We start from the raw sequence: 16,332 nt of genomic DNA on the forward strand, positions 1-16,332 counted from the left end.
GAGTCAAAAAACCTCGGCCATTAAACCGTAGCAAAGCGGTAAAAGATGCCCAGCGGTAACTTTTTATGGAATGAATCGGGTAGGTACAGTTCCCCGAACTCCGGATTTTCGGTTTTCTCGAAAATTCGCAGAATCAGACTTTCGGCAATCAGGGCCGAAAAACTCAGGGAGTAAAGATTGATCAGAAAGAAGTGCTGTTGTGGATTCAGTAATTGCTTACAAAGTTTGAGTAACTCGTTGATTTGTTCTTCCAACACCCACTTCTCGCCGTCGGGACCGCGACCGTAGGCGGGCGGGTCCAGAATGATGCCATGATAGGTGTTGCCCCGACGAACTTCCCGCTTCACGAACTTCATGGCGTCTTCCACCATCCAGCGGATATTTTCCAGATTGCTGAGTTCCATGTTTTCCCGTGACCAGCTAATGACCTGTTTTACCGAATCCACGTGCGTCACGTCAGCTCCGGCGGCCCGGGCTGCCAGCGAGGCCACACCCGTGTAGGCAAACAGGTTAAGGACTTTGGGTTTCTCTACGCCGAGTGCCCTGGTTTTCTGGTAGATGAATTCCCAGTTAGCGGCCTGCTCCGGAAACAGACCTACGTGTTTGAAGGAAGAGAGAGCCAGCTTGTAGGTAAGCTTCTGCGAACCCAGGGGGTAGGTGCCCGTCCAGCGGTCGGGCATCCCCTGCTTCGTCAGCCATTCGCCGCGTTCGGAGTTGCCTTTTTCGCGTTTGAAGTACGCCTGGGCTTTGCTTTCCCATTCGGCATCCGACAGGGTTTTATCCCAGATGGCCTGCGGTTCGGGGCGGGCCAGTACGTAGGCACCAAAGCGTTCTAATTTCTCGAAACCTCCGCAGTCAATCAGTTCGTAATCAGACCAGGGGGTGGGCGTCAGTAATTTCATAAAGGTATTGTTTAGACAAGTTTTTTTGCTTGCCTTCAGTCTTTCAGGTTTAATCACACGTTCGTACAAGTTACCGAGCGTGCGGTTCGTTCATCGATGAACGTCTTACTTCTAAGGACTAACATAGGGCTACTATTCCTGAGAGAAGTTGATCGTTCATAGATAGGAAAAGGACTGATGATTTACTTCATCAGTCCTTTCGTATCGTATTCGAACAAAATTAATACGCTACTTTATTGAGATAAAACACGTTCCGACGGCCTTCGGCATCGTTGGTGATGCGTTGGAAACCCCAGGCCAGGAAGTAGTTATCGTACCAGTAATCCAGATTATCGGTCGAGTTGCGACGAACCCGATCTCCATTGTTGCTCGTGGCAATCGCCTGAGCTGTACCGTCTTCGAGCACCATACCGCCTTTGATACTTTTCGAGCGGAGGCTGCCTTTGTCACTGTACACCAGCGTTACCTGATCATTCTGGAGATTTACTTTTACCTTTTCCTTCAGGGACAGGGTTTTTACCTTGTCAATTTCAAAGCTGTTGTCCCAGACCAATGCTCCCTGCTGGTTGATACCTGCCACCACGGCGTGGGTATACTGCCAGCCATCAAACATCTGGGAACCGTTGTTATAGAAACCACGATTGCCGAAGTAGAAGGGATTCAGACTATACATCCCCCAACCCCAGCCGGGATAAAAACCACCCATCGGACCGCCCCAGGGCCCACCACCGTAACCCCAGGCGTTGCCATTATTACGGAAGGTAGCCTGGAAGGCTTCAGCAACCAGAATCAACTGTCCATCCTTCTGAATCAGATCGTGTAACAGTAATTGGGTATTCAGTTTCAGGTCGCTGCCTTTTTCCTTCTTGCGTTGAACCTGACGCTCGCGACGCTCCTGGTCGCGGGGACTCAGGTACGAGAAGAAGTTTTTGAAATCCGTGAAGCTGTAATACTTCAGGGGCAGAATTTCGTTGTCGGTTACCTTACAGATGTAAATCCCCTGTACCATGCGGCCCTTCGTCTGCGACTGCATATTCCGGAAGCCATAGGTACCAATCATCAGATTCGTACCATCGGCCAGCGGGCTCAGGCGGCCATCGAGCAGGGCGTAATCTTCATCGGGGGTTACCACAATCTCCGAAAGCTGTTTTCCAGCATCGTCAAAGGATTTTACTACAATCGAGTACTCCCGATTTTTCCGAACGGCGTAGGTGACGTTCACACGGTTGGTTACCGAATCTACGTCAATGGTCTGTACTTCGGCCTGACCTTTGAAGGAGGCATTCAGCAGTCGATTCTGACGCGTTTGCAGGTTCGTGTACGATAAGATGGGTTGCTCCCGAACCACACCGGCAATATAGACGCCGTCGTGGAAGGCTTTGAACTGGGAAATTTCCATTTTATCCACCGAATGAATTTCAAATTTTTCGGTGAAACCCGGACCCACGTATACCTTGATGATTTCGTACACATTACTCTTGTTCCGACTAAAAAGCAGATATACGCTTTTGCCGTCGTATGAATACGTGACGTATTCCAGGCCATCCGTAATCGTGCCATCTACCGACCAGCTACGATCCAGATTGGTATCAAACCGATCGATGTGATACGAGTTTCGACCCGTTTGGGTGAGCAGCATCACGCCTTCCTGACCCACGGGTATCGTGAAAATATTGGCGGTAGACGTGGGAATGGGGATTTCAAGTCGCTTCTGTTGAGCGAATAGAGTAAAAGAGCCCAATATGAGGGCAAGGACAATAAGGGGGCTACGCATGTTCATGGCCTAATCCAACGATGATATCAAATTCTTCGGGCCGGACGGGGGAAACCGATAAGCGTGACTGACGGATCAGGGCAATGTTTTGCAGGCGGGTATCGGCTTTGATGGTTTCCAGCGTGACGCTTCGGGGAAGCTTCTCGACGGGCTCCAGATCCACGACTACCCAGCGGTCATCCTCCGTTGTGGGGTCGGGATACGCCTCACGTACCACTTTAGCAATGCCTACAATTTCTTTTCCTTCGTTTGAATGATAAAATAACACCAAATCTCCGACTGCCATCGCCTTCAGGTTATTACGAGCCTGAAAGTTTCGTACACCATCCCAGACGCCTCGCTTTTCTTTAACGAAATCATTCCAGGAATATTTAAAAGGTTCGGATTTGACGAGCCAAAAATTCATGAATTTTACAATTGGGGGAATTAGCAGCAAAAAGGCAAGCCCGATCGCTCGTTACAGGACCTTCAGAATGAGGGCATCCTTGGCGAGAATCAGTACTTCGTAGCGTAATACCGTAGGGATCCGCTGACCCGCTTCCGTGTAGTTAAGGGTCAGTTCTTTCACGGAATTACCGTTCATTACTACCGTATAGCTGCCTTTGTACGGGGTAAGCTTGTTGTTTTTAATGACTGAAACCTGTACGTCATTTTCACTAAAAGTAAACGTCTGACGGTCTTTGGTAGTCGGGAATTTGTAATCGGCATTGCGATAAATCAGGCGACCTTCGGTATCTTCTTCGTCGGAGTGTTTCCAGGTTTGACGCAGATAACTCAGCTCATCCCGGTCCTGTGGATCACTCGTATCCCGGCAACTGCCCAAAAGAGTCACAAGAGCCGTAAACAGCAAAATGGATTTCAGATAGTTCATACGTTCAGTTTTCAGTGGTTAGTTTTCTGTTTTCAGTATTACTTACCAGTTAGCATAAGAGCAGATTTATGGCCGTGCCAACATCGATTCAGTCATAGATACGTAATAAAGTAGTACCAGAGCATGTACTGAAAACAGAAAACTGTCAACCGTAAACTATTAAGGGAACTGCGGGAATTTCCGGAAATCGGGTTTGCGTCTTTCCAGGAACGAACGCTGCCCTTCCTTGGCTTCGTCGCTGAGGTAGTACAGCAGGGTGGCGTTACCGGCCAGCTCCTGAATACCCGCCTGTCCGTCCAGGTCGGCGTTGAACGAAGACTTGAGCATCCGCAGAGCGATGGGGCTGTTTGCCAGAATCTTACGGCACCATTCTACCGTTGTTTCTTCCAATTTTTCGATGGGTACCACCTTATTGACCAGGCCCATGGACAGAGCATCCTGAGCGTCATACTGATCGCAGAGGTACCAGATTTCACGGGCTTTTTTCTGACCCACGATACGGGCCAGGTAGCTGGCACCGAAACCGCCGTCGAAGCTTCCCACTTTCGGTCCCGTTTGGCCAAACCGGGCGTTTTCCGCCGCAATACTCAGGTCACAGATTACGTGCAGGACGTGTCCGCCACCGATGGCCCATCCGGCTACCATTGCAATGACGGGTTTAGGAATCGAACGAATCTGACGCTGTAAATCCAGGACGTTCAGACGGGGAACGGAATCTTCGCCCACGTAGCCACCGTGACCACGTACCGACTGGTCGCCGCCCGAGCAGAACGCCCGACCGCCTTCACCCGTCAGAATGATTACGCCGACCCGCGTATCCTGACGGGCCAGTTCCATCGCTTCAATCATTTCATTGACCGTCAGGGGCGTAAAGGCATTATGTACCTCTGGACGGTTGATCGAAATCATCGCGATTCCTTCGTAGTACAAATAGCGGATTTCGCGGTATTCTTTAATCGGTTCCCAGGGCAGTTGCCAGGAAAGGATCGGAGCAGTTTTCGGATTATTACTCATTACTTCGTGATTTTCAAGATGAAGTCTTTACGCAGCGACTAGATTTCAACGCGTTCTTCGTCGCCTTCGTCGTTATAAAACAGTACATCCCAGGTGTGATCGTACAGCATCGTTACCTGAGCTACGTAGCGGTTATATTTAAAGGAACGCCCCCATTCGTGCGGAGCCACCAGCGAGAGCAGGTCTGAGCCATCCGCTTTTTCGTACAGATACATGGTCTGACCAATGAAGGGCTCAAAGTTAATCGCCGCCGTATAGACCCGTTCCGAAACTTCCACCCGCTTCTGAATGGCCTTGGCCTGATCCAGCAGGGTTTTCATTTGGCCGGCGAGCTGATCGTACTGCTTGCCCGTCTGCTGCCGCATGGCGGTCAGAGCTTTGGCTTTGATTTTTCCCTCGTCTTCGGGACGAATGACGGCACTGCCCGCGTTATGGGCGTAGGGAAGGAGACCGGGATTTTCGGCTACCTTGTCTGGGTTAATGGGGTTTTCGAACGCCCCTGCTTCCGTGTTTTCCGGCATAGTACCGATGGTTTTTAGTAGAAAAACGCCCAAAAATACGGATTGTTTGGCAGGAAATGGGAAAGGAGAGACAGGAATCGAAAGGAAGCAGGCAAAGAAGCCCGTATAGAAAGCGTAAAAATTTCGCTAGTGCGTGGAATATCAATTGAAAAGCCCTGAAAAGTTAGGAAGTTCGTTCTTTCACGACCCGGCGGGATGGGCGGGGAGCCTTACATTCACCGTTCTGCACGGTCAGATTATGGTCATAAAATTCAAGAGCCCGGTGCAGCGTTCGTTGATTAACGGCGACGAGGTACGGCTGTTTTCCCGGCGTTTGTACCAGCCGGGCATCCAGTTTGTAAATGGTTCCTTCCGGAAACTGACGCAGTAAACGCAGCGGACAACGGACGGACAAATCGCCCGGAACCCGCTGATTGGTAATGGTTTTCAGCCGGGGCCGATTCCGGCGGGAATCGAAAACCACTTGAGCAAACAGGTCAATAAAAAAACGACGTTCGTCAGCGGGTAAGAAAGATAATTGCATGGGTTACGCGTAATAAATCATTGCAAATATACGCCGTAACTGCCCTGAAATCAACTCTTTGGCTGGATTTGCCCGCAGTTTTTATCAAAGCGGGGTGGGCTAGTTTTCTTGGGTAAATGAGTTAAAGGGAACGAAGGGAATCACTGGATTGCGTATCTTTGGGTTTGATTTTCGTTTTACTATTTAGAGCAGAATATTATGCAATTGATTGACGGCAAAGCTGTTGCCTCCCATTTCAAGGCCCAGATCGCCGAAGAAGTACAACAATTGAAAGCTCAATCCGGCAAAACGCCCCATCTGGTGGCGATTTTGGTGGGCAGTAATGGAGCTTCCGAAACCTACGTCGCTCACAAAGTCAAAGCCTGTGCAGAACTGGGGTTTGAGTCGACGCTGGTTCGGTTTGACGAATCGGTAACGGAAGCCGAACTGCTTGATAAAGTCCGCGAAATCAACGAAAATCCGGACATGGACGGTCTGATCGTCCAGCTACCTCTGCCGGTTCACATCAATCCTGATGCCGTGATGGAAACGATTCATCCGGCAAAAGATGTGGACGGCTTTCACCCCATCAATATCGGCCGCATGGCCAAAGGCCTGCCCGCCTATATTTCAGCTACGCCTCAGGGTTGCCTGATGCTGCTGGAACATTACGGCATCGAAACGGCGGGTAAACATTGCGTCGTCGTGGGCCGCAGCCAGATTGTAGGTTTACCGATGAGCATTCTGATGCAACGCAATACGTATCCGGGTAACTGTACCGTAACGATCACGCACTCCAAAACCAAAAATCTGGCCGAAATCTGCCGTCAGGCGGATATTCTGGTAGGGGCTCTGGGTCGCCCGGAATTCATTACGGCGGATATGGTAAAAGAAGGAGCCGTAGTACTGGACGTAGGCCTCGAACGCGTACCGGATGCCAGCAAAAAATCGGGTTTCTCGCTGAAGGGAGACGTTAAATTTGATGAAGTGGCTCCCAAGACCAGCTTTATCACGCCCGTACCCGGTGGCGTTGGTCAAATGACCATTATTTCACTGATGCAAAACACGCTTTTGGCAGCCAAAGGCAGCATTTATAAAAAGTAATGTTCGTTTGCGGGCTTCCAACCGATTCATTTGAATCACCACGGAAGTCCGCAAATGATTAGGTATTCTTCACCCAACTCCGTATCTAATTTTTCATGGCCTCCAATTCGTTGCGGCAGGTTCCTGTATTGACCTTGTTGCTGGTGGCTGGTTTAGTGGCCTTTTCGTATGTACCCGAGAGGGTTTGGAGCGATATAAATCTGAAACCAGTTCGATTGTTTTCGTCTATTCAGGAAGATACGAAGCCCTCGCCACCTTTGTCTCTTGCTAAAAAAACGCCCTCGGCAAAAACTGCACCGAAGGCTGAAGAGCCCGTGGCCGTACAGAAACATCAGTTACCCTGTCCAGCCGGCATTACCTGTATTGAGGATTACGACAGTACGGGACAGGGACTCAAGCAGATTATGAAAGCCCTGAGTGAAGAGGCTCAGACCAGACCCGTACGCATTGCCTTTTTCGGCGATTCCTTTATTGAGGGTGATATGTTATGCGGCGATTTTCGGGATACGCTACAAGCTTTATTCGGCGGGCGGGGCGTGGGCTACGTACCCCTCACGTCGCCCGTAGCCAATTTTCGGGCGACCATCCGCCATCAGTTCCGGAATTTCAAAACGTATTCTGTACTACAAAAGCAGCAGGGAAGTCCCGCCCTGGGTGTATCCGGATACAGCTTTATTCCGGAAGGAAACAACGTCGTGAATTACAGTACCGGGCGGCCCTTTGGGGCGAGTCACTTCGATCGCGTGCGGGTCTTTTATCAGGCGGATCGGAGCAGTGCTCTGCGGTACACTTTCGGGTCACAACCGGAGCAGGCGGATACCCTGACAGCCCACTCCAGGCTGACCGAGCATGACGTGGCGGCAGCGGGGAGTCAGGTTCGGTTTTCGTTCGGTAGCGGCCTGACCCTGTACGGCCTAAGCTTCGAGTCGGATCACGGCGTGTACGTGGACAATTTCAGTATTCGGGGAAATTCGGGTTGGGGTTTGCTGGGGGTGTCGGAATCGATGTACCAGCAGTTTAACAGCCTGCAGCATTACAAACTCGTCATTCTGCAATATGGCTTAAATGTCATTCAGCCGAATACGACGCAACTGGGCTGGTACGTTCCCAAAATGATGGCGGCCATCGAACGAATCAAAAAAGGTTTTCCGGAAGCCAGCATTTTAATCATCGGTGTATCGGACCGGAGCATGCGACAGGCGGACTCCTACGTTTCTTTTCCCAGTATCCCGTACCTGATCGAAGCCCAACGCGGCATGTCCCGCAAAACGGGCGTAACCTTTTGGAACCTCTGGGAAGCTATGGGTGGGGAAGGCTCAATGGTCAAGTACGTAAATGCGGGGCTGGCCAATAAAGATTACACGCACCTGAAATACGCTGGTGGCCGCAAGATTGCCCGTTTGCTGGCCAAAGCCCTCTTGTTTGAAAAGAAAAAATATGATCAGAATCTTACGACTGAGCCTGCTGCTATGCGTACTGCTGCCCAACGCTCAGGCTCAGACAGCTCTCGTCAACGTATTGTCTCCCAGCATCGAGACCTCCGGAACCAACGCGATCCAGCAGGTCGAAAGCCTGAATCCGTTTTTTGATGCTCTGGCGGAGTTAAAGGCAAAGCAGCAGGGCGTTGTCAATATTCTGCACATTGGCGATTCCCACCTGCAGGCTGATTTCCTGACCAATACCGTTCGGAAACAGTTTCAGTACGAGTTTGGGAATGCCGGACGGGGCCTGGTTGTGCCCCTGCACGTGGCCCGTACCAACGAACCCCATACCTACCGTACCAACAGTGATGCCATCTGGCAAGCCAGACGCTGCGTTTTTCCGGACGGAGATTTGCCGATCGGAATCGGAGGCGTAACCATTCGGAATACCTATCCGGGTAAACGAATGAACGTACAGATTCGCTCGGACTCGGCTCTGGGGTATCAGTTTGACCGGCTAAAACTTTTCTGTCTGCGGGATACCAACAGTTACGATTTCAACATTCTGGATGCTTCGGGAGCCGTGATGGCTTCCGTACAAACGTCCGGCGGAACGGAGGGACAACTGCCGATTTTAGTGGATCTCAACGAACTCAACGATGAGTTTTCGCTGGAATCCGTACAGACAAAAGCCGGACAAAACCATGCGACGTTGTTTGGGTTCAGTCTGGAAAATGGTCAGCCTGGCGTGCTGTATCACTCGGTAGGGGTAAACGGGGCTCAGTTCTCCCACTACCGCGATGCCCAGTATTTTGCCGAACAAACCCAAGGACTCGATCCGCAGCTTATTCTGGTTTCGCTGGGTACCAACGAGGCCCATAGTGCAGCTCTGACCATGACGGAGTTTTACGCGAACATCGATGCGTTGGTACAGGCCCTGCGAAAGTCGAATCCGCAGGCTACGATTTTACTGACCACGCCCGCTGATTCGTACAAGCGTCGCACGCACGCCAATCCGAAAATGGCGGAAGTACGCCAGACCATCCTGAACTACGCCAGCGAACATCACCTGCCGTGCTGGGATCTGTATGGAATTACGGGACCAGCCGCGTTCTGGAAAAAAAATCATCTGATTACGAGCGACGGTGTTCATTACAACCGCAAAGGCTACGAATTGCAGGGAAATTTACTGTATCAGGCTTTAATGCAAGCCTTCAACGATTATGCCACCCATCGACTTTAGTAAACTAACGGAACTGCTTCAGTATCAGCCCGAGGCTCCGATTCTATTTAACAGTGGCCTGTTTTTGTGGTTGTTCCTGGGATTCTCGTCGATCTACGTACTACTACAGCCGAACCACCGGGGCAAGGTGATTTTTGTGACCTTGTTTTCGCTGTATTTCTATTACAAATCTTCGGGCTGGTATTTTTTGTTACTGGTACTCGCGACCGTGGTGGATTACGTACTGGGCTGGTTTATCTACGATGCTGATCAGAAGATATTCAAACGGCTCTGGATGGTGCTCAACCTGATCCTCAATCTGGGTCTGCTGGCGTATTTCAAGTATACCAACTTTTTCTATCAGGCCTGGACTGAGTTTTCCCATCAACCGTATAATCCGCTGCCGATCTTTCTTCCGGTAGGGGTTTCATTTTATACGTTTCAGTCCCTGAGTTATACCATCGATATTTACCGGGGCGAAATCAAACCCGTCAAGAGTATCCTGGATTACGCCTTTTTCGTTTCGTTTTTTCCGCAGCTGGTAGCAGGACCAATCGTACGGGCCAAAGATTTCATTCCGCAACTCTACCGACCCACGGTCGTAACGCCGGAACAGTTTGGACGGGCGGTCTTCCTGATTGGCAGCGGATTGTTTAAAAAGGTGATCATCTCCGATTACATCAGTATCAACTTCGTCGATCGGATTTTTGATAACCCTACCCTGTACTCGGGACTGGAAAATCTCTTTGGCGTGTATGGCTACGCCTTGCAGATTTACTGCGATTTTTCGGGCTATTCCGATATGGCGATTGGCATTGCTTTGTTGCTGGGCTTCGAGTATCCGGTCAATTTCGACTCCCCCTACCAATCCCGGAACATTACCGAATTCTGGCGTCGCTGGCATATTTCATTGTCCAGCTGGCTCCGCGATTACCTGTACATTTCGATGGGCGGAAACCGGAAAGGAATATTCCGTACGTATTTCAACCTTTTCATGACGATGGTACTGGGTGGACTCTGGCACGGGGCCGCCTGGCGATTTATGCTGTGGGGGGGATTACACGGCGGGGCCCTGGTCATTCATCGGTTCATTCGTTCGTTTTTTTCTCCCGGAGCGTACCCGATGTACCGCTGGCTGGCTCAGCTACTGACCTTTCATTTTGTCTGTTTTTGCTGGATTTTCTTCCGGGCCGATTCCATGGAAATTGCTCAGCAGCTGTTGCATCAGATTGCTACTCAGTTTGACCCAACGCTGATTGTCCAGTTTGTTGAAGGGTATCAAAACGTCTTGCTGGTGATGTTGTTGGGGTACACCCTGCATTTTATGCCCCGGTCACTGGAACTACAGGCCGAAAACTGGATTACGCGTCTGCCACTCGTGGGTAAACTGGCCTGGCTACTGGCGGTTATTCTGTTGATGACGCAGGTACAGTCAGCAGAAGTGCAGCCCTTTATTTATTTCCAGTTCTAGGTATTGCAGTTAATTGGTAAGGATCGAAAGTTTCTTTCCGACCATTACCGATTTTGAACCCTACAAAAAGAAAGGCAGTCTTCGTGACTGCCTTTCTTTTTGTGTGTACTAAACGAGTTATACTCTAGCGACGACCGCCGCGAGTAATGATCATGGAACCAATGCGGTCATTCCAGCCAATGTTCCGTAAGCGGTTATTACTGCTCGTCAGGGTGTAGGAATTGCCCGTGAAGCTATCGTTTTCAAATACCTGAATGCTGTAACCCGCCGGAACCTGAATCGAAGAAGCTTTTTTGCTCATCTGACCCAGGGCTGACGAACGATAACGACCCGTATTCAGGGTCACCGAACCTCCCTGATAGTCGTCATCCGCGAAGAGAACGACGGAGCCATTGTCGTTGTACCCGGGCCGATTGTTGTTATAGCCCGGCCGATCATTGTAATCCGGACGGCCACGGCCTGGACGGTTATCGGAATAATCGGGGCGACCGTTGTAGTTCCGGTCCTGCACGATGCGTAACGAACGAATCTGGTTACCCGACTGGGCTACGTTACCACTGAACTTCACCGATTGGCCCCGGAAATTAGGTTCCGAAAACGCTTCGACTACGTAGCCATTGGGTACGCGAATGGAACCAATGGAAAAATTGATGGTCCGGAAATCACCGGAATATTGCTGTACGGATTGACCCCGGTAGTTGGAGTTCGAAAAAAAAGTAACGGCTTCACGGTCGTTACGCCGATTGCGGTTGGAACCGAATTGAGCAAAAGAGTAAGTGCTGAACAACAGCATAGCGAAGGCAACCAGATAACGTTTCATGGCTAAAGTGTCAAAAATTTACGGGTACAAACATTACTTTGATGGGAGCAATTAGGGCGATAGAAATGGATTTGCCAATAGCCATAGGCCGCTTTTGCGATAAAAAGGGCCTTTTTAGCTGTTAAAAAATGTGAATTCAGGCGATGGGAGGCCCATGAAACGAAAGTTGCCAGCCCGAACAGGCTGGCAACTATACGTTTCATGAAATTCATCCGGTTATTTCAGAGCCTGATCGTAAAAGGTGTCGGCATCTTTTTTCAACTGGATCAGCGACGGCTTATGGATGTACATCATGTGCCCGGATTCATAGTAGGTAAAGGATACGTTTTTCCGCTGTTCCGGTTTAAGTCCCATGTGGTGAAAGGTGTACTCGGCAGCAAAAAATGGCGTCGCCAGATCGTAGTAACCCGCACCCACCCACACTTTCAGAAAGGGATTCTTGCTCATGGCCTGCCGTAAGGTTTCACTCACGTTGAGGTAGCTATTCTGGACATTATTGTAATTCCAGGGTTGTACACGCCCCGTCAGGGCCAGGTAAGGCAGGTCATTTTCGTACTTGAGTTCCTGCCGAACGTAGTGATTCAAAGCCGTGGAGTACGGACCGGAAATCGTAGCATCAAGACTGGGATCGAACTCGTAGCCATCGCCCGCATCGTCGAAATCCGTACCGGTCATGCGGCCATCCAGCCGACCCGCCGTCTTGCCTTCCGAACGGAGTAATTCTTTCACAAAACGGCCAATTTCAACGCGTAAACGCGTTTGCCGCAGATAGGTTTGGGAAAGGCCCGTAAACTTCGACAGCTTTTCAACCAAGGCTTTTTCTTCGGTTTCCGTCAGTAAATCACCTTTCATCAGAGCCGTAGTGTACTCGCCCGCGGCAAATTCGCGGGCTGCCTGAAGCGTTTTCTTGAGATCGGCCTGGTACTCCGGAGCCAGTTTCTTGTGATACCAGGCAATCGCCGTGTACGTAGGTAAAAACAGAGCGAAAGGCAAGTCATTGCCCCGGTCAAAACGGGCCGTCTGGAAATTCAGGATGGATGAGATGAGCGATATGCCGTTGATGTACAGGTTATAACGATCCTGCAAATAGCCCGAAAGACCCGCCGCCCGGGTAGTGCCGTAACTTTCGCCCGCCAGAAATTTAGGCGATCCCCAGCGGCCGTACTGCGTGGTGTACAGGCGAATAAATTCACCCACCGACTGAATGTCTTCATTGTACCCGAGAAACTGTTTCTCATTCTCACCGGCTGCGGCCCGACTATATCCCGTATTGACGGGGTCGATAAAAACCAGATCCGTTTTGTCGAGCCAGCTATATTCATTGTTGACCAGGGCATAGGGCGGAGCCAGCGATTCTCCTTTGTCGGTCATGGGAATCCGGCGGGGCCCAATGCATCCCAAATGCAGCCAGAGCGAAGCCGAACCCGGTCCACCGTTAAAGGTATACGTAATGGGACGTTTCGTCAAATCCGACACCCCATCCCGGGTATACGCGATGAAGAAAATGTTAGCTTTGGCTTTACCACTTTCGTCTTTCAGCGTAAGGTAGCCGGTACGGGCCGTGTACGAAATGGTTTTGCCCTGAATGGTCACTTGCCCTTTGGTTTCAACGGGGCTGGGCGGAGCCACAAAGGGGACGGGTTTTTCCTGGGAAGGCTGAGCGTTCAGCGTACTACTCAGCAGCAGAGCGGAAAACAGGTAGAGCGATCGGATTTTCATACGGGAATAGAGAAGAATGAAACGAATGGTAAGGGTTTAAAATCCAATATTAATAACTAAAAATTGAGATTGAAACGTACCGCCGCGGGTCCAGAGGCCCCGGAAGCCCAGTTCGAAAGCCTGCCGTAAACGCAGGACGTTGAAATCGAACGTAACATCAACACCCGTGGACTGGTAAGTACGGGTTCGGTCACCCGTGACGGCATAGCCCAAATCCGCAAAGGCATTCAGTTTGATTCGTTGCACGTACAGCAAGCGACCCAGACTCCAGTCGGGATAGGCCAGTGGCAACTGGTACTGAAGCGTACCCGTCGTTAGTTTCGCAGCACTGGCGTATGCATATCCCCGGGGGTAAAACATTGGGCTGCCAAATACGTACGAGTCGCCGGAACCCTGAAACTGTATGCCTCCGAAAAGACGAATGGAATGATGCGGAAAAAATCCCGGAAAGTACAATCTCGTTTGTAACGCCAGTAAGTTACCCTTTAGTACACCTCCGAAAGGCGTATTACGGGCGTAGAGACTAAACGTTTGTCCCCAGCGAGGCTGCACATCCCGCTTGGCTTGCCGTAACAGACGGGAGTAACTTAGGGAAACGGTGGTGGCCGATAAATTATGACGGCCCGGCTCGGTACGGCTGCGTAGGGGAAGATCGTAACCCTGCGTCTGAATAAAATTGGCCTGTACCGCGAGCGAAAGGCCTTCCCGATACTTGGAATGGGTCAAGACCAGGGGCAGGCGTAGTCCGACGTTAAATTCGTTTTGTCGCCAGTAATCTTTTCGGAGGCTATCGATGGGTGGTTGCTCGTCAATGGAAAAAACCGTCTGACGTCCGGCACTCGCTACACTCACATCGATGACCGGATACCAGCCGTAGTAGCTGAAGTTGCCTTCCCAGCGGCCCTGTCGTTCGTTGGCGTTGTAGGTGTACCCGGCCGAGGTAAAGGCCGTAGAAAGCAGATTCTGCGATTGGATGCCCACGGATAAGTCCGTATCGGACGAAGTCAGCACCGGTCCCCAGCCGTAAATGTTAAATAAATGAGCCCTGGAATAGGGCTTACGAACGTGCGACTGATTGGGTACGGAAGCCAGTAACGCAGGATTGTTTTCCTGTTGTACCAGCGGACCAAACGAGCGGGTAGGGGCGGTCGGGATTTCCGTGAGTTCAGTCCATTCAGCCGGGTTAAAGGGCAGTCGGGCAATCCGGTGACCCTGTTCTGTAAAATCCTGAAAAGCCAGGGTACGACCATCGGGCGAAAGAGCGGCGTGGTACGCTCCAAAAGGCCGCTGCGTGATGGCGTAATGCTTTTGGCTAGTTTGATGAAATGCGTAAATCTGGTCGGTACCCGTGTACGGAGCATTGTAAAGCACCCAGTTATCGTACAACAGCGGTTGAGAAAGATTCTGTGTTTGGAGTGGAAAGACGTCCTGCAATTGCCCGGTCTCCAGATTCAGTATCGTGAGCGTTTTCTGAGAACCCACTTGTCGTACCATAATGGCCCGGCGACCATCCGCCGCAAACCGGGGCTGCTGGTACAAAGACTGTTGAGGATTCGGAAAAGTCCGAAGAACCTGACCGTCCGACGCCTGTACCAGCACCAGTTGACTTTTCCCTTCCGTATCAATCGAAACGGTAAGAATGGTACGCCCATCGGGCGAAATCGTCGGAGCAAAATAGCGACTTTTTCGGGTGACCTGCCGCATCGTTCCCGTACGCAGGTCAAGCGTCTTAAGTACGGTATAATCCCGCATGCCCCAGCGGGGATCAAAGTGTTGTTCCGCCCAAACCAGCGTAGTCTGGCCCAGCGAAAGGGTGGCGGAATTTTGGAGAAAACCCGTTTCGTACAGCTTGGTTTCGTTTTGCCCGTCCAGCAGTACAAAGGCGGGAATATTCGCTAATCCCGACTTCAACGCAACGATCCGGCCATCGGGCAATAGTTGCGGGTACTCGTAATCCGTATACACTCGAATGGGTTTGGTAGAAACCTGTGGGGCGGGCGACGCTACGGCTTGCTGAGCAGCCCACTGTTGGGTGAAATCAGCTGCCGCCTCCTGATACAAATCTTCCGTCCGCAAGCCTGAAATCTTCCGCAGTTTGTCCGAAAAAGAAAAGGGGTAGAAGGGGAAACGGTAGTACCGGTCAAGAACCGTATTCCAGACCTCAGGCCCCAGCTTTCTACGGGCGTAATTCGTCAGGTGATAGCCCAGTACGTACCAATCGGGAAGGTTATCCCGGTACGAACCCGCAACGATTTTAGGGTAGCTGAACGGCTTATTTCGGCTTAGTAACTGGGTACGGAGCAGGAGATTAAACTCCGGGATTCGCCCGCGTCCGCCGGGGGAGAGTGCCGTTTCCGTGCACACGGCGTCTCCTTCCGCAAACCAGTCCGGGATGCCGGTTTTTAGAAAATTAGTAGCATTGTAGCCAAACAGATAGAACAATCCCTTGCTAAGTCCAGTCATCGCTTTCTCATTCTGAACGACGTGCCGGTATTCGTGCACGGCCAGCAGGTCAAGCCAGCGATTATTGCCCAGAAAGTTGGCGTCCTGCGGCGGCGTGATGTAGAACTCCGTATGACGGGGCGTCAGGGTTACAAATCCATTGGAAACCGTAGTTTGGGCTTGCAGCACCAGAGGAATACGACGGGGTTTCCGGCCGAGGGTCTTGGATACGGGCTCATAAACCGTTTCCATGGTATTTGCCAGTCGATTACTAACTGAATCAAGACCTTCCGGATAAATGATCTGGAAGTGGGGCGTCCGGTACTGAAACCAGCGAATGGAGGCAGGATTCTGGCTGGTGTTACCTAATTGAGCAAGTGCCTGATAGCCAGTCAAACAGCACCATACACAGAAAAGAAAACGATTCATTCCTACGAATCTAGGGAAAAAATGAAGGGTGTAAGCTAAGCACAAACTTTGAAATTTTTAGCAGGGGCATTTGAGCGTATTGGTTTTTTTTGAGGAAAAACGGGGTGAATCTGAGGAAAC

The 16,332-nt window shown here is 50.9% G+C and carries 15 protein-coding genes; 4 read left to right on the forward strand and 11 right to left on the reverse strand.

All coding sequences use genetic code 11. From position 1 onward, the window contains the following. Nucleotides 1-20 precede the first annotated feature (20 nt). The 7 genes from BWI97_RS03120 to BWI97_RS03150 all read right to left on the reverse strand — a co-directional run bounded on the left by BWI97_RS03120 (nt 21) and on the right by BWI97_RS03150 (nt 5,605). Nucleotides 21-902, reverse strand: a complete 882-nt coding sequence (locus BWI97_RS03120) for a class I SAM-dependent methyltransferase (protein WP_094817023.1) — start codon at nt 900-902, stop codon at nt 21-23. 220 nt (nt 903-1,122) lie between these two features. Further along, on the reverse strand, nt 1,123-2,676 hold the full coding sequence (locus tag BWI97_RS03125) for a hypothetical protein (RefSeq protein WP_141217615.1): 1,554 nt from the start codon (nt 2,674-2,676) through the stop codon (nt 1,123-1,125). Further along, nucleotides 2,669-3,082, reverse strand: a complete 414-nt coding sequence (locus BWI97_RS03130; protein WP_094817025.1) for an EVE domain-containing protein — start codon at nt 3,080-3,082, stop codon at nt 2,669-2,671. Before BWI97_RS03130 ends, BWI97_RS03125 begins: the two co-directional genes overlap by 8 nt. A gap of 51 nt (nt 3,083-3,133) precedes the next feature. Further along, the gene (locus BWI97_RS03135; protein WP_102200003.1) at nt 3,134-3,547 is read right to left on the reverse strand and encodes a hypothetical protein; all 414 of its coding nucleotides are present in this window, start codon (nt 3,545-3,547) and stop codon (nt 3,134-3,136) included. Between the two features lie 159 nt (nt 3,548-3,706). Continuing rightward, nucleotides 3,707-4,561: a 1,4-dihydroxy-2-naphthoyl-CoA synthase gene (menB, locus tag BWI97_RS03140; protein ID WP_094817027.1), complete on the reverse strand. Its 855-nt coding sequence runs from the start codon at nt 4,559-4,561 to the stop codon at nt 3,707-3,709. Nucleotides 4,562-4,599: 38 nt separating this feature from the next. Beyond that, nucleotides 4,600-5,082 carry a DUF2452 domain-containing protein gene (locus tag BWI97_RS03145; protein ID WP_094817028.1) on the reverse strand — a complete coding sequence of 161 codons (483 nt, stop codon included), beginning with the start codon at nt 5,080-5,082 and terminating at the stop codon, nt 4,600-4,602. Nucleotides 5,083-5,245: 163 nt separating this feature from the next. Continuing rightward, nucleotides 5,246-5,605, reverse strand: a complete 360-nt coding sequence (locus tag BWI97_RS03150) for a hypothetical protein (RefSeq protein WP_102200004.1) — start codon at nt 5,603-5,605, stop codon at nt 5,246-5,248. A 198-nt stretch (nt 5,606-5,803) separates the two neighbouring features. Here BWI97_RS03150 and BWI97_RS03155 point away from each other — a divergent pair, with 198 nt between their 5' ends. From BWI97_RS03155 to BWI97_RS03165, 4 genes are all read left to right on the forward strand, one after another. Continuing rightward, a complete protein-coding gene (locus tag BWI97_RS03155; RefSeq protein WP_102200005.1) occupies nt 5,804-6,688 on the forward strand; it encodes a bifunctional 5,10-methylenetetrahydrofolate dehydrogenase/5,10-methenyltetrahydrofolate cyclohydrolase in 885 nt (294 codons plus the stop codon). 95 nt (nt 6,689-6,783) lie between these two features. Next, nucleotides 6,784-8,277, forward strand: a complete 1,494-nt coding sequence (locus BWI97_RS27345) for a hypothetical protein (RefSeq protein WP_146010860.1) — start codon at nt 6,784-6,786, stop codon at nt 8,275-8,277. Between the two features lie 418 nt (nt 8,278-8,695). Next, nucleotides 8,696-9,352, forward strand: coding sequence for a GDSL-type esterase/lipase family protein (locus BWI97_RS28230; protein ID WP_233207744.1), 657 nt, complete (start codon nt 8,696-8,698; stop codon nt 9,350-9,352). Beyond that, nucleotides 9,333-10,802, forward strand: coding sequence for an MBOAT family protein (locus tag BWI97_RS03165; RefSeq protein WP_102200006.1), 1,470 nt, complete (start codon nt 9,333-9,335; stop codon nt 10,800-10,802). The genes BWI97_RS28230 and BWI97_RS03165 overlap by 20 nt, the downstream gene beginning before the upstream one ends. Nucleotides 10,803-10,926: 124 nt before the next feature. On the opposite strand, the gene BWI97_RS03170 is transcribed toward BWI97_RS03165, so the two are convergent. From BWI97_RS03170 to BWI97_RS03180, 4 genes are read right to left on the reverse strand one after another with little or no spacing between them, the layout of a single operon-like run. Further along, on the reverse strand, nt 10,927-11,622 hold the full coding sequence (locus BWI97_RS03170; RefSeq protein WP_102200007.1) for a hypothetical protein: 696 nt from the start codon (nt 11,620-11,622) through the stop codon (nt 10,927-10,929). A 2-nt stretch (nt 11,623-11,624) separates the two neighbouring features. Then, nucleotides 11,625-11,825 (reverse strand): hypothetical protein, encoded by a 201-nt coding sequence (locus tag BWI97_RS27350; protein WP_146010861.1) that lies wholly within the window; start codon nt 11,823-11,825, stop codon nt 11,625-11,627. Nucleotides 11,826-11,838: 13 nt separating this feature from the next. Beyond that, entirely contained in the window at nt 11,839-13,341 is a 1,503-nt protein-coding gene (locus BWI97_RS03175) for a S10 family peptidase (RefSeq protein WP_102200008.1), read from the reverse strand. 36 nt (nt 13,342-13,377) lie between these two features. Beyond that, nucleotides 13,378-16,212, reverse strand: coding sequence for a PD40 domain-containing protein (locus tag BWI97_RS03180; RefSeq protein WP_146010862.1), 2,835 nt, complete (start codon nt 16,210-16,212; stop codon nt 13,378-13,380). Nucleotides 16,213-16,332: the final 120 nt, after the last annotated feature.

This window comes from Siphonobacter sp. BAB-5405, assembly GCF_002872335.1.
Classification (GTDB): domain Bacteria; phylum Bacteroidota; class Bacteroidia; order Cytophagales; family Spirosomataceae; genus Siphonobacter.

Bases quoted from the DNA above. Each gene is read 5' to 3' on its own strand.
- BWI97_RS03120 (WP_094817023.1), bottom strand. From the start codon at position 902: ATGAAATTACTGACGCCCACCCCCTGGTCTGATTACGAACTGATTGAC.
- BWI97_RS03125 (WP_141217615.1), bottom strand. From the start codon at position 2,676: ATGCGTAGCCCCCTTATTGTCCTTGCCCTCATATTGGGCTCTTTTACT.
- BWI97_RS03130 (WP_094817025.1), bottom strand. From the start codon at position 3,082: ATGAATTTTTGGCTCGTCAAATCCGAACCTTTTAAATATTCCTGGAAT.
- BWI97_RS03135 (WP_102200003.1), bottom strand. From the start codon at position 3,547: ATGAACTATCTGAAATCCATTTTGCTGTTTACGGCTCTTGTGACTCTT.
- menB (WP_094817027.1), bottom strand. From the start codon at position 4,561: ATGAGTAATAATCCGAAAACTGCTCCGATCCTTTCCTGGCAACTGCCC.
- BWI97_RS03145 (WP_094817028.1), bottom strand. From the start codon at position 5,082: ATGCCGGAAAACACGGAAGCAGGGGCGTTCGAAAACCCCATTAACCCA.
- BWI97_RS03150 (WP_102200004.1), bottom strand. From the start codon at position 5,605: ATGCAATTATCTTTCTTACCCGCTGACGAACGTCGTTTTTTTATTGAC.
- BWI97_RS03155 (WP_102200005.1), top strand. From the start codon at position 5,804: ATGCAATTGATTGACGGCAAAGCTGTTGCCTCCCATTTCAAGGCCCAG.
- BWI97_RS27345 (WP_146010860.1), top strand. From the start codon at position 6,784: ATGGCCTCCAATTCGTTGCGGCAGGTTCCTGTATTGACCTTGTTGCTG.
- BWI97_RS28230 (WP_233207744.1), top strand. From the start codon at position 8,696: ATGGCTTCCGTACAAACGTCCGGCGGAACGGAGGGACAACTGCCGATT.
- BWI97_RS03165 (WP_102200006.1), top strand. From the start codon at position 9,333: ATGCCACCCATCGACTTTAGTAAACTAACGGAACTGCTTCAGTATCAG.
- BWI97_RS03170 (WP_102200007.1), bottom strand. From the start codon at position 11,622: ATGAAACGTTATCTGGTTGCCTTCGCTATGCTGTTGTTCAGCACTTAC.
- BWI97_RS27350 (WP_146010861.1), bottom strand. From the start codon at position 11,825: ATGAAACGTATAGTTGCCAGCCTGTTCGGGCTGGCAACTTTCGTTTCA.
- BWI97_RS03175 (WP_102200008.1), bottom strand. From the start codon at position 13,341: ATGAAAATCCGATCGCTCTACCTGTTTTCCGCTCTGCTGCTGAGTAGT.
- BWI97_RS03180 (WP_146010862.1), bottom strand. From the start codon at position 16,212: ATGAATCGTTTTCTTTTCTGTGTATGGTGCTGTTTGACTGGCTATCAG.